An 11,957-nucleotide genomic window follows, 5' to 3' on the forward strand; every position below is an offset into this window, starting at 1 on the left:
ATGTTCGGCTACTGGGATGCACTCTACTTCGTTTACGTTTTCATCATAGGCCTGCTCATCTCGTACGCGATTTACAAGTGGGCCGAGCGCTCAAGCACTGGAACCAGAAGAGCCGGCGACGGAACCAAGGTGTTCCTCAGCGGTGAGGATCAGGACAAGGTCATCCCGCAGTTCGAGCACTTCCAGGGCTACGTCACCGGAAGGCACGTCATGTGGGGCCTCATAAGGGGAATCCACAGGATGTTCCTCATCTTCCGCAGGGAGCACACCGGACTGCTGAGCGACTACGTCAGCTACCTGCTCGTCACGACCGCGATAATTGTTGGAGCGCTGATAGTGTGGGGGTGAGATGAATGGCCATTAAAGTTCACGCCCACGAAACTCATGTGAGTGGTTCCAGCCCTTCGGAGCGCGAGAGGCTGGAGAAGGAGATATCCAAGCTCTGCAGGTATATAGGCAGGTCACCCTGGGTGTTCCACGTGAACAGCGGCAGCTGCAACGGCTGCGACATTGAAATAATAGCCGCGTTAACGCCGAGGTACGACGCGGAGCGCTTCGGTGTGAAGCTCGTCGGAACGCCGAGGCACGCCGATGTCCTCCTCGTAACAGGCCCGATAACAGACCAGAGCCTTGAGAGGGTCAAGCTGGTCTACGAGCAGACTCCAGACCCCAAGGTCGTGGTGGCCATAGGCGCGTGCCCCACCGGCGGAAGCGTGTTCTTCGAGAGCCCTTTCACCAACGCGCCGCTGGACAAGCACATACCGGTGGACGTCTTCGTACCCGGCTGCCCGCCGAGGCCGGAAGCGATACTCTACGGCGTCGTACTCGGCCTGCAGAAGCTGATAGAGAAGATTGAGGGGGGTAAAAAATGAACGTTGACGAGTTCGTTAAAGCCTTTGGCGAGAGGTTTCCCGAGGCGGAGATACGGGTGAGCGAGAACAAGATGCCCCACCCGAAGAGGCGCGTCTGGGTCGAGATAGACAGGAAGAAGTTCCACGACGCCATGGGGTTCATCAAAGAGCTCGACCCCAGGGCACAGTTCTCCATCATAATCGGAATGGATGCCGGCGATAAACTGCTCGCCAAGTACCACATGGAGCTGTTCTGGGAGGAGGGCGAGAGCATATCGCTCATCATAGGGACGAGCGTTCCGAAGGACGACCCGAAGCTCCCAACGGTCACAGATGTGTTCCCGAGCGCACTGCCCTACGAGAGGGAGAACCAGGAGTTCCTCGGGCTGTTCTTCGAGGGAATCCCCGATCCAAGGAGGCTCTTCCTACCCGACGACTTCCCGGAGGGAATCTACCCGCTGAGGCTCGATGAGACCGGAATCAAGCCCGAGATGGTGAAGAACGCAGGCCACCCGTACAAGATGAAGAGGGAGGGCTCAAAATGAACGGAAGGCTTGAGTACTGGGTTAAGATACCCATCGGACCCATTCATCCGGCACTGGAGGAGCCCGAGAAGTTCATCATCACGCTCGACGGTGAGAGGATAATCAACGTCGACGTCAAGCTCGGCTACAACCTCAGGGGGCTCGAATGGATAGCCATGAGAAGGAACTACATCCAGATACTCTACCTGGCGGAGAGGATATGCGGCATCTGCTCCTTTTCCCACAACCACACCTACTCAAGGGCAGTTGAGGAAATGGCCGGCATCCAGGTTCCCGAGAGGGCCGAGTACATCCGCGTCATCGTCGGCGAGCTGGAAAGAATCCACTCCCACCTGCTCAACCTCGGTGTGGTTGGTCACGCCATAGGCTACGACACCGTTTTGCACCTCAGCTGGCTCGCTCGCGAGCGGGTCATGGACATCCTGGAGGCCATCGGTGGCAACAGGGTCAACTACTCCATCAACACCATCGGAGGAGTGAGGAGGGATCTCGAAGAGAAGCACATCAGGGCGATACTTGACATGATAGAGAACTACAGGAACGAGGTTATGCCGAAGATAGAGGAGATATTCCTCTACGACCCGACGGTCGAGGCAAGGCTCAGAGACGCCGGAGTTATTCCCAAGAGGATAGCCATCGAGTACAGCGCCCAGGGCCCAACAGCGAGGGGAAGCGGCGTGAAGAAGGACGTTCGCTACAACGAGAAGCTCGGCGTCTACCCCGACCTCGGCGTGAAGCCGATAACCCCCAAGGAGTTCACCGGTGTCATCAAGGGGGACGTCTTCGACAGGATGGTCGTCAGGGTCGGGGAGCTCTGGCAGAGCATGGAGCTGATTGAGAGGGCAATAGACCAGATGCCAGAGGGTAAGATAAAGGCCGTGCCGAAGGACAACGCACTCCTCTTCCAGCTCAAGAAAGCGGACGGAGAGGGCATCGGAAGGTACGAGGCCCCGAGGGGAGAGCTCATCCACTACGTCATGGGACAGAAGGGCAAGGACGTTCCGGCGAAGTGGAAGATGCGTGAGCCGACCTTCCCGAACCTGTTCGCGATAGCTAGGGCGCTGGTCGGCGAGCAGGTGGCGGACGTCCCAGTGGCGATAGCCTCGATAGACCCGTGCCTGAGCTGTACCGACAGGGTCGCGGTTATCGATGCGAACACGGGGAGGAAAATGGTTCTCACCGAGAAAGACCTCCTGAGACTCTCCATAGAGAAGACAAAGGAGCTGAACCCGAACGTTAAGGCGAGGCCCGAAGTTGTGGGCGTTGGCTGCCCAAGGGGTGGTGCACCATGAACGTCCTCTACGCTACCCTCGGTTTCATAGGGATTTACGTTTACGTGTCCTCAGCTTCGCTGCTGTGGGGAGGTATAGACAGGAAGCTGGTAGCAAGGATGCAGCGCCGCGTTGGCCCTCCCCTGCTCCAGCCGTTCTACGACTTCCTCAAGCTGGTGGGCAAGGAGTCAATAATACCGAGAGACGCCAACAGGTTCTTCGAGCTGGTCCCTGTCATGGCGCTCGCGACATCAATAGCACTGCTCGCATACACTCCGCTCGGCTTTGAGCCCCTCTTCGGAACCAAAGGAGACGTGATACTCTTCATATACCTGCTGACCCTCATCGGCTTCCTCAGGGTAATCGGTGCGATCAGTTCGGGCTCGCCCTACGCCCAGATAGGTGCCCAGAGGGAGATAATAGTCCTCGTCTCCAGGGAAGGGCCAATGATGCTGGCACTCTTCACAATACTCTGGCGCCTCAGCGAGCTCGGAGTCACCAAACCATTCAGCATGGGCACCTTCTACGAGCACAGCATATGGGAGCTGGGCACCCCCCTCAGCCTCATCGGGACGTTCATACTGCTCGTGGTCTTCCTCGCCTGGCTGGCGAGCGAGATAGAGGTGGGATACTTCGACATCCCTGAGGCGGAGACCGAGCTCGCTGAAGGCCCCATGGCCGAGTACAGCGGAAGACACCTGGCCCTCTTCGAGCTTGCCAACGCCATAAAGGCCTTCGTCAGCGCGAGCCTCGTGGTGGCGATATTCTTCCCCTGGGGGATTTCCGGCTACATTGGGCTTGGCGGAATAGCGGGGATAATCGTTGACCTGCTCTTCCACACGCTCAAGGTCTTCGCGGTTCTCTTCGTGAGCATGAGCGTCTTCAGGGCAATAACGGGGAGGCTCAGGATAACCCAGGCGGTGAACCTGTTCTGGACGAGGCTCCTGCCGGCGAGCATAGTTGGGGCACTGCTACTCGCCATTGACGCACTGGGGGTGATAGCATGAAGGTTCCACCGACCCTCTCAACGGTGCTCGGCAACCTCCTCAAGAAGCCCGCCACCAACCCCTTCCCCGAGAGCGAGCCGGTTCCAACGCCGGAGGGCTTCAGGGGCAAACTCAACTACGACGTCGAGAAGTGCGTCGGCTGCAGGCTCTGCGTCATGGTCTGCCCCGCCGGGGTTATAGAGTACGTCCCGGAGGTCAGGAAGGTCACCTTCTGGCTCGGAAGGTGCGTCTTCTGCCAGCAGTGCGTGGACGTCTGCCCGGTCAACGCCCTCTGGATGAGCGACGAGTTCCTGCTGGCAACGACGGACAAGTACGACGACAACCTGCGCTGGCTCAAGGAGGACGAGATTGAAGGTCTCAAGAAGAAGATGGAGGAGCAGAAGAAGGCCAAGGAAGCCGCAAAGAAGGAAGGTTCCAAGTAGTTACATTTCTTTTCTCATGTTTTCCTCCATGGGTTCTGATGCTCTTTTCTGAACATCCGTATCCATAAACATACTACAGAGAGCCGTTTTTTGTACTTACGTAAAGCATTGTGCTGTTTCTGTTTGTCAAATTTCAGGTTGTTAACCATTTGTTTTAGAAATCCATTTATAAAGATTTGGCCAATGCTCACTTGAGATTTCGGGAAAATACGCCCGATAAGGGTTTAAAACCTAAAGTTGAGGTGGGAAAATGGGGTTTGCCACACCGTTCCTGTGGTCCCTTATCGTCTATCTGCTCCTCACAGCGGGTTCCGGCAACGTCATCGCTTGGAGCCCGGGGGAGCTGGTTGCAGGGATTGTAATAGCGGCCATCATCGGCTACGCCACAAAGGACGTCATGGACGAAAAGCTGAGCTACTTCTTCAACCCGAAGAGGTGGCTGCTGTTCATAGTCTACGCCATAGGGCCGTTCTTCTTCGCCATGGCCAAGGCCAACCTTGATGTCGCCTACAGGGTCATAACGGGCAAGATACGGCCAGGAATAGTCAAAATATCCCCCGGCCTGACCAGAGACGAGAGCAAGACTCTCCTCGCCAACTCGATAACACTGACACCGGGAACCTTCACCCTGGAGATAGACGAGGAGGGCAACTTCTACGTCCACTGGATAAACGTTCCGCCCGGAAAGGAGAAGCCCACTCCGGAGGAGCTGTGTGGATATCTTCCAAAATGGGCAAGGAGGATTGCGGAATGACGGTCGATGGAATGTTCATGTGGGCCATGATACTGCTCCTGTTCTCAGCCATGCTGACACTTATAAGGCTCCTGGCGGGCCCAACGATTCCGGACAGGGCAGTGGCCCTCGATTCCATGACGACAACAACGGCCGGTGCCATGGTTCTCTACGGCGTCATAACCAGGCAGGCGGTCTTCATAGACGTTGCACTCGTCTACGCGGTTCTGAGCTACATCGCAACGCTCTACATAGCCCGCTATCTGGTAAGAAAGAGAGTGGGAGTAATCTACGAGACCGGGGGGGAGAGCCAGTGATAGAATGGATCATAGGGCTGTTCCTGGCAATAGGAGTCTTCTTCAACCTCCTGGCAAGCGTCGGTATCCTCCGCTTCCCGGACGTGTACACGAGGATACACGCGGCGACGAAGTGTACGACCTTCGGGACGATATTCATAGTGCTCGCAACGGTGAGCTACTCGATATACAACTACTACTGGGTGGCCAAGAACCCGGCATGGGTGACCATAGGAATCCACTCGGCGCTGGTTCTCATATTCCTGGTGCTGACCAACCCGGTTGGAGCTCACGCCCTCGGTAGAGCGGCCAGAAAGTCGGGGATAAGGCCCTACGGGGCCGTTATAGACGAGCTGGAGGGAAGGCTATGAACTTCGAGGAGCTCTTCTGGGTGATCCAGGTTCTGGCCGGGCTGGGGCTTCTGGTCTCGGCGATAGCGGCTATCAGGTTCAAGAACCTGATCTCGGCAGTCATCGCGATGGCCGTCTTCAGCCTGATACTGTCACTGGAGTTCTACATACTCCAAGCGCCAGACGTTGCCATCGCCGAAGCTGGTGTCGGGGCCGGCCTGACGACCGCGATGTACCTGCTGGCGATTAAGAACACCACCGACGAGGAGGTGGTAGAATGAGGAAGGCCCTCGGCCTCTTTGCGTTCATAGGCTTCACGCTGTTCCTCCTGGTAGCGGCGGCGAGCCTCAGGCCCTTCGGAGAGCCGGTTCACAAGGATATGGACTCCTATTTCATCCAGCATGCCCAGGAGGAAGCCTCGGCCAACAACGTGGTCACGAGCATAGTCTTCGACTACAGGGGGTTCGATACCCTCGGTGAGGCGACGGTTCTGTTCACGGCCGTTGCCGGTGTGTTGATGGCCCTCAGGCGGAGGGAGGTGACGACATGACCACCGTAATCATCAAGACCACCACGAAGTACCTGGCCACGCTCATACTCACCTTCGGAGCGTATATCATCCTCCACGGTCACCTCACCCCGGGAGGCGGCTTCCAGGGAGGGGCAGTCTTCGCCAGCGGCCTTGCGCTCCTCATCGTGGCCAACAAGTACGATGACATCAGGAGAACCTTCTCCAAGGTCCCGCTCAGTACCTTCGAGAGCATAGGTGCCCTCGGATTCCTGGGAACGGCGGCACTCGGATTCATGGGGTACACGTTCTTCAAGAACGTCATAGCAAACAGCGGGTTTCCGCTCTTCGGCGAGCCCACCCCGCTCGGAATAAACCCGGGGTACCTGAACACAGGTGGAACGCTGCCGTACATGAACATATTCGTCGGAACAAAGGTTCTGGCCGGATTAACGAGCATAATCCTGGTATTCTACCTCCTCCTGGGGGTGAAGAAGAATGAATAACGTGATTTTGGTCAACCTCCCCTTCATAGTCGTGGCGCTCCTGCTGGCGGTGGGGTTCTACACTATAGGCTTCAAGAGGAACCTCATCAAGGTCGTCATAGGCATTGAGATCCTTGAGGGAGCCGTCAACCTGTTCCTGATAGCCCTCGGCTACGTCAAAGGCGCCTACGCCCCGATATACACCATGGCGCCGAAGGAGGCAGCCAACAACATGGTTCTGCCAACGCCTCAAGCATTAACCCTGACGAGCATCGTCATAGGCGTCGCCGTATCGGCCCTCATGCTCGCCTTCGCGGTTAACATCTACCGCCACTACGGAACCCTTGACGTTACAAAGGTCAGGAGGCTGAAAGGATGATCGAGCACCTACCGGCACTCATGATAGCCGTGCCCCTCTTCGGGGCGTTTGTAGCGCCTCTGCTGAAGAAGAAGGGCAGTGCTCCGGCCGTCTGGGCGATAATCATCACCGGCGCAACCCTGGGAATGGCGCTCCTTCTCGTTAGACAGGTGCTCGCTCAGGGCATGATGGTGTACGTCTTCGGAGCGGACAAACCGACCCTCGTCCTGCCCTCAGGGTACAGGGTTCCGGTGAGGATAATCTTCGAGGTCGACGCGATAGGGGCCTTCATGGCACTCTCGGCAACGCTCATGAGCTTCGTCGGAGCCCTCTATTCGTACAGCCACGTCAGAAACGAGACGGGCCTTGAGAAGTACTACGCGCTGCTCCTCCTGCTGGAGGTCGGAATCCTCGGCATGGTTCTCACGGGAGACCTGTTCAACCTCTTCGTGTTCCTGGAGATAGCGGGAATAGCTGGCTCGGCACTGGTGGGCTTCAGAAACTACAGGGGAGAGGCAAGCGAGGCTGGAATCAAGTACCTCATAGTCAGCGCGGTCGCCTCGCTGATGGTGCTGTTCTCCATAGGCCTGCTCTACGGCCAGTACGGAAACCTCAACATAGCCTACCTGAGCACCCAGATAAGCTTCAACACCGTTGACATGATAGCCCTTGGAATACTCTTCGCGTCCTTCGCGATGAAGTGCGGTTCGGTGCCGACCCACCACTGGGTTCCCGATGCGTACACAGAAGTTCCCTCGGGAATCAACCCAACCCTGCTGGTGGCGACCTACGCGAGCCTCTACGCCCTCTTCAGGGTCAGCTTCAGCCTCTTCGGGAACATCACGGTGAGCATGAGCAGTCTCGGGTGGATAATGAGCATCCTCGGAGTACTCACGATGTTCATAGGCGTCACCATGGCACTCGTGCAGAAGGACGTCAAGAGGCTCATGAGCTACCACGCGATTTCTCAGACCGGCTACATGCTCCTCGGAGTCGGCGTTGGCCTGGCAGTCCTCAACGACCCGGCCAAGCTTGCAGCCTTCGGAAGGGACGCCATGGCCGGAGGTATATTCCACATAATCAACCACATCATCTACAAGAGCCTCCTGCTGATGACCGCCGGAGCGCTCTTCTACGTGACCGGGACGAGGAACCTCAACGAGATGGGTGGCCTCGCCAGGAAGATGCCCTACACCACGGTGGCCTTCATCGTTGGAGCCGCGGCAATATCCGGAATACCACCCTTCAACGGCTTCGCGAGCAAGTTCCTCATCTACGAAACATCCTACCAGCTCAGCCCGATATTCGCGGTATTCGCAATGGTCACGAGCGTCCTGACCCTAGCGTCGTTCGTCAAGGTCTTTGCCTCGGCCTTCCTCGGACCGCCGGTCAAGAAGTACGAGGACGTGAAGGAGGTTCCGAGAAGCATGGTGGTGGCAATGCTAATCCTCGCGGCGCTGTGTATCCTCTTCGGTCTGTTCCCGAACGTGGTGCTGGACAAGCTGGTGTACCCGGCAGTTGACGCGCTGCTGAAGCTGAGCAGCTACCAGACGTGGGGTGGTCTACCATGACCTGGATTGAGAGCCTTACACTGAAGTCGCCGTCGGGCTTCTGGAACCCGATAGTCTGGCTGGCGTTCCTGGTTATCTTCGCCATCATCGGTTACCTCATCTATTCGAGGGGTAACAGGAGCTACAAGCCCAACACGGAGCAGGTGAAGCCGTTCATAAGCGGCAACGCCGTGGAGGACGTGGAGGATATCAGGGTAAGGGCCGGGGACATATACTGGGGCTTCATCGAAGCACTCAAGGGCTACTACAGCGTCCTCATGAGAATGCACACCGGAGACCTCAGGGACTACATACTCTGGTACCTCGGGCTCGGTGCTATAATACTCTTCGTCCTCGTGGGGGGTGTGTGAATGGGAAAGCTCACCAACTTTAAGCGCTCAATATGGGTCTTCCATGCCTCGGGAGGAAGCTGCAACGCGTGCGACATTGAGATAGTCGCCGTGCTTACTCCCCGATACGACGTGGAGCGCTTCGGAATCAAGCTCGTCGGAAGTCCCAGGCACGCGGACGTGCTCCTCGTTACCGGAGCCATTCCAAGGGACTTCGCGGACAAGCTCAGGCGCGTCTACGAGCAGATGCCCGACCCCAAAGCTGTCGTCGTTGTCGGGAACTGTGGGACCAGCGGCGGCGTCTTCTACGACTCCTACAACATAGCGGGCCCGATAGACGAGATAATACCCGTGGACGTCTACGTTCCGGGCTGTCCACCGAGACCAGAGGCGATAATAGACGGCGTGGTTAAGGCCTGGCTCAAGATAGAGAAGCTGGAAAAAGAGCTGGAGGGGAAGAAGAAATGAAAGAGCCTGTAAGCGTGGAAGAGGTACTCAAGAAGCTCCAGGAGACGCTGGGGGAGGCACTGCTCTCCCACGAGGTCAGGGAGTACACCAAGGGCGTTAAGAGGAAGAGAACGTACAGGGAGCTGTGGATCACCATAAAGCCCGACGCCTTCAGGAAGGCCGTCGAAGCCATATTTGCCCTAGACTATCCCCACCTTCACTTCATAGCCGGCGAAGACCAGGGCGGAGAAACCCTCACCATGATATACTCCTTCGGGGTCTTCCACACGCACCCCTGGGGCGAACTGAGCATCACCATCAAGTTTGACCTCCCCAAGGACAACCTGGTTCTTCCGACGATAACCGACCTCATGATGGGTGCCGAGACCAACGAGCGTGAGATCCGGGAGATGCTCGGCGTTGAGTTCGAGGGGCTGAAGAACAAGAGGCACCTCTTCCTGCCCGACGACTGGCCGGAGGGCAAGTACCCGTGGAGGCGGGACGAGTACGGCGTCGAGGACATGATCAAGCACACCCACCGGAGCGTGAACGAGATAAGGAAGATGAGGGGTGAGGACTGATGGCCAAGACTCAGTATTACGTCCCCGTTGGACCCATTCACCCCGCACTGAAGGAGCCAATAAGGGTCGAGGCGAAGGTCGAGGGTGAGAAGATAGTCGAGGTCGACGTCAAGAGGGGCTTCGCCCACAGGGGAATAGAGTACATGGGCATGAAGAGGAACGCCATCCAGACGCTCTACCTCTCCGAGAGGATATGCGGAATCTGTTCGATATCGCACCCATACGCCTTCGTGGTTACCGCCGAGAAGGCCCTCGGGATAGAGGCGCCGCCCAGGGCCCAGTACATCAGGACGATAATAGGTGAGCTGGAGAGGATACACAGCCACATCCTGTGGCTCGGCGTCGTGGCGCACGAGATGGGCTTTGACTCCCTCCTCTTCTGGACGTGGAAGGGCAGGGAGAGGCTTCTCGACATACTGGAGCTCCTCACGGGCAACAGGATAAACTACTCCGTCTTCATGATAGGCGGTGTTAGAAGGGACATCAAGGAGAGCCACATAAAGGCCATCAAGGACATGATAAGCTACTACCGCACATTCAACCAGGAGATGAAGGACGTCTTCCTCTCCGATCCGGTTTACAAGGCTAGGACGAGGGGTGTCGCCCAGCTTTCCAAGAAGATGGCGCTCGAACTGAACGCCGTTGGGCCGGTTGCAAGGGCGGCAGGGGTAAGGATGGACATCAGGCAGGACATACCCTACGACGCATACGCTGACATAGACGTCCGCGCGGTGGTTCCCCAGGACATCGTCGGCGAGGCCAGGGGGGACGCCTACGACATCACCATGGTGAGGCTCTACGAGATAGACCAGAGCCTTGACATCATCGAATACTGCATAGACGAACTCCCCGAGGGCAAGCTCATGGCAATCCCGAACTACGTCGCCCTGCTCGCCAAGATAAGGAGAACCCAGGGCGAAGCCATAGGAGCGCACGAGGCACCGCGCGGTGAGGTCATACACTACCTCAAGTTCGACGGAAAGAGGGACGGGCCGGCGGTGTGGAAGGTCATAGCGCCGAGCTACAACAACATCAACACGTGGGCCCCGCTCCTCCTCGGGGCGGAGGTGGCGGACATACCCATAGTAGTCGCCTACATCGACCCGTGCATGTGCTGTAACGACAGGATAGCCGTTGTGAGGGACGAGGACGGCAGGATAATCGACCCGGCGACTCTCCACAGGAAGGCGGTCGAAAAAACAAGGAAGCTTAGGGAAGAGCTGGGGGTGAGAGAGTGAATTTCGAAACACTCGTCTACGCCTTCACCTTCCCAGTCCTTGGGGTCTTTCTCGGGCTGGTTTACAAGGGTATAGACAGACGCTTCTCGGCGAGGCTGACCTCCAGGATAGGCCCGCCGATAAGGCAGCCCTTCTGGGACGTCGGAAAGCTACTCCTCAAGGAAACCGTAGTTCCGGAGAACGCTGTGGCGTGGATATTCAACGCCATGCCGATAGTTTCCTTCGCGGCCTCAATGACCCTGCTCCTCTACATACCCTTCGGAGTGCTCAAGGCCCCGCTGGAAGGCTACGGCGACTTAATCGTCATCCTGTACCTGCTCACGCTGCAGTCCCTGGCAATGGCCATAGGCGGCTTCGCATCGGGAAGCCCGTTCTCCTCGGTGGGTGCGCAGAGGGAAATGGTGCTCATGATGAGCTACGAGATGCCGCTGGCGACGGTCATAGTGGGCTTCGCGCTCGTCTACAAGAGCTTCTCACTGACCACCATAGCGAGCACCCCGGTGTGGGGCGTCGCAGGTCCGCTCGCCGCCATGGGAGTGCTGCTGCTCCTGGTGGCGCTTCTGGCGGTCACACCCGCGGAGCTGGCGAAGTTGCCCTTCGACATAGCCGAGGCCGAGACGGAAATCTGTGAGGGAATGCTCGCGGAGTACAGCGGGAGGAACCTGGCACTGTTCTACCTCTCCGACGCTGTCAGGGGTTTTGCCATGGCTGCCTTAGAAGTCGTGCTGTTCTTCCCGTTCACGCTGACGAGCATACTGAACCTAAGCCTCACAGGGACAGCATACTACGTCGTCGAGGCGCTGTGGTTCCTCTTCAAGGTGCTGGTGATATACCTGCTGGCCATAACGCTCGTCAGGACGTCCTTCGCCAGGTTCAGGATAGAGCAGGCATCCAGGGTGTTCTGGGTCTACGTCAACATAATCGCCCTCGTGGGACTCGCGCTGGTATGGCTGGGGGTGTGAAGC

19 protein-coding genes are annotated in these 11,957 nt (G+C 57.5%); all 19 read left to right on the plus strand.

The genetic code is table 11. The annotated features are described in order from the left end of the window. The 19 genes from F7C11_RS09125 to F7C11_RS09215 all read left to right on the plus strand — a co-directional run bounded on the left by F7C11_RS09125 (position 1) and on the right by F7C11_RS09215 (position 11,954). Positions 1-348 carry a hydrogenase gene (locus tag F7C11_RS09125; protein ID WP_297092871.1) on the plus strand — a complete coding sequence of 116 codons (348 nt, stop codon included), beginning with the start codon at positions 1-3 and terminating at the stop codon, positions 346-348. Between the two features lie 5 nt (positions 349-353). Further along, positions 354-872: an NADH-quinone oxidoreductase subunit B family protein gene (locus F7C11_RS09130; protein WP_297092872.1), complete on the plus strand. Its 519-nt coding sequence runs from the start codon at positions 354-356 to the stop codon at positions 870-872. Then, positions 869-1,396 (plus strand): NADH-quinone oxidoreductase subunit C, encoded by a 528-nt coding sequence (locus F7C11_RS09135; RefSeq protein WP_297092873.1) that lies wholly within the window; start codon positions 869-871, stop codon positions 1,394-1,396. Before F7C11_RS09130 ends, F7C11_RS09135 begins: the two co-directional genes overlap by 4 nt. Then, positions 1,393-2,688, plus strand: coding sequence for a nickel-dependent hydrogenase large subunit (locus F7C11_RS09140; protein WP_297092874.1), 1,296 nt, complete (start codon positions 1,393-1,395; stop codon positions 2,686-2,688). Before F7C11_RS09135 ends, F7C11_RS09140 begins: the two co-directional genes overlap by 4 nt. Continuing rightward, positions 2,685-3,674: a respiratory chain complex I subunit 1 family protein gene (locus tag F7C11_RS09145; RefSeq protein WP_297092875.1), complete on the plus strand. Its 990-nt coding sequence runs from the start codon at positions 2,685-2,687 to the stop codon at positions 3,672-3,674. The genes F7C11_RS09140 and F7C11_RS09145 overlap by 4 nt, the downstream gene beginning before the upstream one ends. After that, a complete protein-coding gene (locus tag F7C11_RS09150; protein ID WP_297092876.1) occupies positions 3,671-4,096 on the plus strand; it encodes a 4Fe-4S binding protein in 426 nt (141 codons plus the stop codon). Before F7C11_RS09145 ends, F7C11_RS09150 begins: the two co-directional genes overlap by 4 nt. Before the next feature lie 250 nt (positions 4,097-4,346). Beyond that, positions 4,347-4,850 (plus strand): Na+/H+ antiporter subunit E, encoded by a 504-nt coding sequence (locus tag F7C11_RS09155; RefSeq protein ID WP_297092877.1) that lies wholly within the window; start codon positions 4,347-4,349, stop codon positions 4,848-4,850. Further along, the gene (locus F7C11_RS09160) at positions 4,847-5,146 is read left to right on the plus strand and encodes a cation:proton antiporter (protein WP_297092878.1); all 300 of its coding nucleotides are present in this window, start codon (positions 4,847-4,849) and stop codon (positions 5,144-5,146) included. Before F7C11_RS09155 ends, F7C11_RS09160 begins: the two co-directional genes overlap by 4 nt. Beyond that, entirely contained in the window at positions 5,143-5,496 is a 354-nt protein-coding gene (gene mnhG, locus F7C11_RS09165; RefSeq protein WP_297092879.1) for a monovalent cation/H(+) antiporter subunit G, read from the plus strand. The genes F7C11_RS09160 and mnhG overlap by 4 nt, the downstream gene beginning before the upstream one ends. Next, positions 5,493-5,756, plus strand: coding sequence for a hydrogenase subunit MbhD domain-containing protein (locus F7C11_RS09170; RefSeq protein WP_297092880.1), 264 nt, complete (start codon positions 5,493-5,495; stop codon positions 5,754-5,756). The genes mnhG and F7C11_RS09170 overlap by 4 nt, the downstream gene beginning before the upstream one ends. Next, entirely contained in the window at positions 5,753-6,025 is a 273-nt protein-coding gene (mbhE, locus tag F7C11_RS09175) for a hydrogen gas-evolving membrane-bound hydrogenase subunit E (protein ID WP_297092881.1), read from the plus strand. Before F7C11_RS09170 ends, mbhE begins: the two co-directional genes overlap by 4 nt. Next, the gene (locus F7C11_RS09180; protein ID WP_297092882.1) at positions 6,022-6,489 is read left to right on the plus strand and encodes an MnhB domain-containing protein; all 468 of its coding nucleotides are present in this window, start codon (positions 6,022-6,024) and stop codon (positions 6,487-6,489) included. Before mbhE ends, F7C11_RS09180 begins: the two co-directional genes overlap by 4 nt. Next, entirely contained in the window at positions 6,482-6,847 is a 366-nt protein-coding gene (locus F7C11_RS09185) for a sodium:proton antiporter (protein WP_297092883.1), read from the plus strand. The genes F7C11_RS09180 and F7C11_RS09185 overlap by 8 nt, the downstream gene beginning before the upstream one ends. Beyond that, a complete protein-coding gene (locus tag F7C11_RS09190) occupies positions 6,844-8,397 on the plus strand; it encodes a proton-conducting transporter membrane subunit (protein WP_297092884.1) in 1,554 nt (517 codons plus the stop codon). The genes F7C11_RS09185 and F7C11_RS09190 overlap by 4 nt, the downstream gene beginning before the upstream one ends. Next, the gene (locus tag F7C11_RS09195; RefSeq protein ID WP_297092885.1) at positions 8,394-8,747 is read left to right on the plus strand and encodes a hydrogenase; all 354 of its coding nucleotides are present in this window, start codon (positions 8,394-8,396) and stop codon (positions 8,745-8,747) included. The genes F7C11_RS09190 and F7C11_RS09195 overlap by 4 nt, the downstream gene beginning before the upstream one ends. Then, positions 8,748-9,194, plus strand: coding sequence for an NADH-quinone oxidoreductase subunit B family protein (locus tag F7C11_RS09200; RefSeq protein WP_297092886.1), 447 nt, complete (start codon positions 8,748-8,750; stop codon positions 9,192-9,194). Beyond that, the gene (locus F7C11_RS09205; RefSeq protein ID WP_297092887.1) at positions 9,191-9,754 is read left to right on the plus strand and encodes an NADH-quinone oxidoreductase subunit C; all 564 of its coding nucleotides are present in this window, start codon (positions 9,191-9,193) and stop codon (positions 9,752-9,754) included. Before F7C11_RS09200 ends, F7C11_RS09205 begins: the two co-directional genes overlap by 4 nt. Then, on the plus strand, positions 9,754-10,992 hold the full coding sequence (locus F7C11_RS09210; RefSeq protein WP_297092888.1) for a nickel-dependent hydrogenase large subunit: 1,239 nt from the start codon (positions 9,754-9,756) through the stop codon (positions 10,990-10,992). Before F7C11_RS09205 ends, F7C11_RS09210 begins: the two co-directional genes overlap by 1 nt. Beyond that, positions 10,989-11,954: a respiratory chain complex I subunit 1 family protein gene (locus F7C11_RS09215; protein ID WP_297092889.1), complete on the plus strand. Its 966-nt coding sequence runs from the start codon at positions 10,989-10,991 to the stop codon at positions 11,952-11,954. The genes F7C11_RS09210 and F7C11_RS09215 overlap by 4 nt, the downstream gene beginning before the upstream one ends. Positions 11,955-11,957: the final 3 nt, after the last annotated feature.

The organism is Thermococcus sp. (assembly GCF_015521605.1).
In the GTDB taxonomy this organism is placed as follows: domain Archaea; phylum Methanobacteriota_B; class Thermococci; order Thermococcales; family Thermococcaceae; genus Thermococcus.

Bases quoted from the DNA above. Each gene is read 5' to 3' on its own strand.
- mbhE (WP_297092881.1), top strand. From the start codon at position 5,753: ATGAGGAAGGCCCTCGGCCTCTTTGCGTTCATAGGCTTCACGCTGTTC.
- F7C11_RS09155 (WP_297092877.1), top strand. From the start codon at position 4,347: ATGGGGTTTGCCACACCGTTCCTGTGGTCCCTTATCGTCTATCTGCTC.
- F7C11_RS09195 (WP_297092885.1), top strand. From the start codon at position 8,394: ATGACCTGGATTGAGAGCCTTACACTGAAGTCGCCGTCGGGCTTCTGG.
- F7C11_RS09145 (WP_297092875.1), top strand. From the start codon at position 2,685: ATGAACGTCCTCTACGCTACCCTCGGTTTCATAGGGATTTACGTTTAC.
- F7C11_RS09135 (WP_297092873.1), top strand. From the start codon at position 869: ATGAACGTTGACGAGTTCGTTAAAGCCTTTGGCGAGAGGTTTCCCGAG.
- F7C11_RS09125 (WP_297092871.1), top strand. From the start codon at position 1: ATGTTCGGCTACTGGGATGCACTCTACTTCGTTTACGTTTTCATCATA.
- F7C11_RS09140 (WP_297092874.1), top strand. From the start codon at position 1,393: ATGAACGGAAGGCTTGAGTACTGGGTTAAGATACCCATCGGACCCATT.
- F7C11_RS09180 (WP_297092882.1), top strand. From the start codon at position 6,022: ATGACCACCGTAATCATCAAGACCACCACGAAGTACCTGGCCACGCTC.
- F7C11_RS09130 (WP_297092872.1), top strand. From the start codon at position 354: ATGGCCATTAAAGTTCACGCCCACGAAACTCATGTGAGTGGTTCCAGC.
- F7C11_RS09185 (WP_297092883.1), top strand. From the start codon at position 6,482: ATGAATAACGTGATTTTGGTCAACCTCCCCTTCATAGTCGTGGCGCTC.
- F7C11_RS09210 (WP_297092888.1), top strand. From the start codon at position 9,754: ATGGCCAAGACTCAGTATTACGTCCCCGTTGGACCCATTCACCCCGCA.
- F7C11_RS09205 (WP_297092887.1), top strand. From the start codon at position 9,191: ATGAAAGAGCCTGTAAGCGTGGAAGAGGTACTCAAGAAGCTCCAGGAG.
- F7C11_RS09160 (WP_297092878.1), top strand. From the start codon at position 4,847: ATGACGGTCGATGGAATGTTCATGTGGGCCATGATACTGCTCCTGTTC.
- F7C11_RS09170 (WP_297092880.1), top strand. From the start codon at position 5,493: ATGAACTTCGAGGAGCTCTTCTGGGTGATCCAGGTTCTGGCCGGGCTG.
- F7C11_RS09200 (WP_297092886.1), top strand. From the start codon at position 8,748: ATGGGAAAGCTCACCAACTTTAAGCGCTCAATATGGGTCTTCCATGCC.
- F7C11_RS09190 (WP_297092884.1), top strand. From the start codon at position 6,844: ATGATCGAGCACCTACCGGCACTCATGATAGCCGTGCCCCTCTTCGGG.
- F7C11_RS09150 (WP_297092876.1), top strand. From the start codon at position 3,671: ATGAAGGTTCCACCGACCCTCTCAACGGTGCTCGGCAACCTCCTCAAG.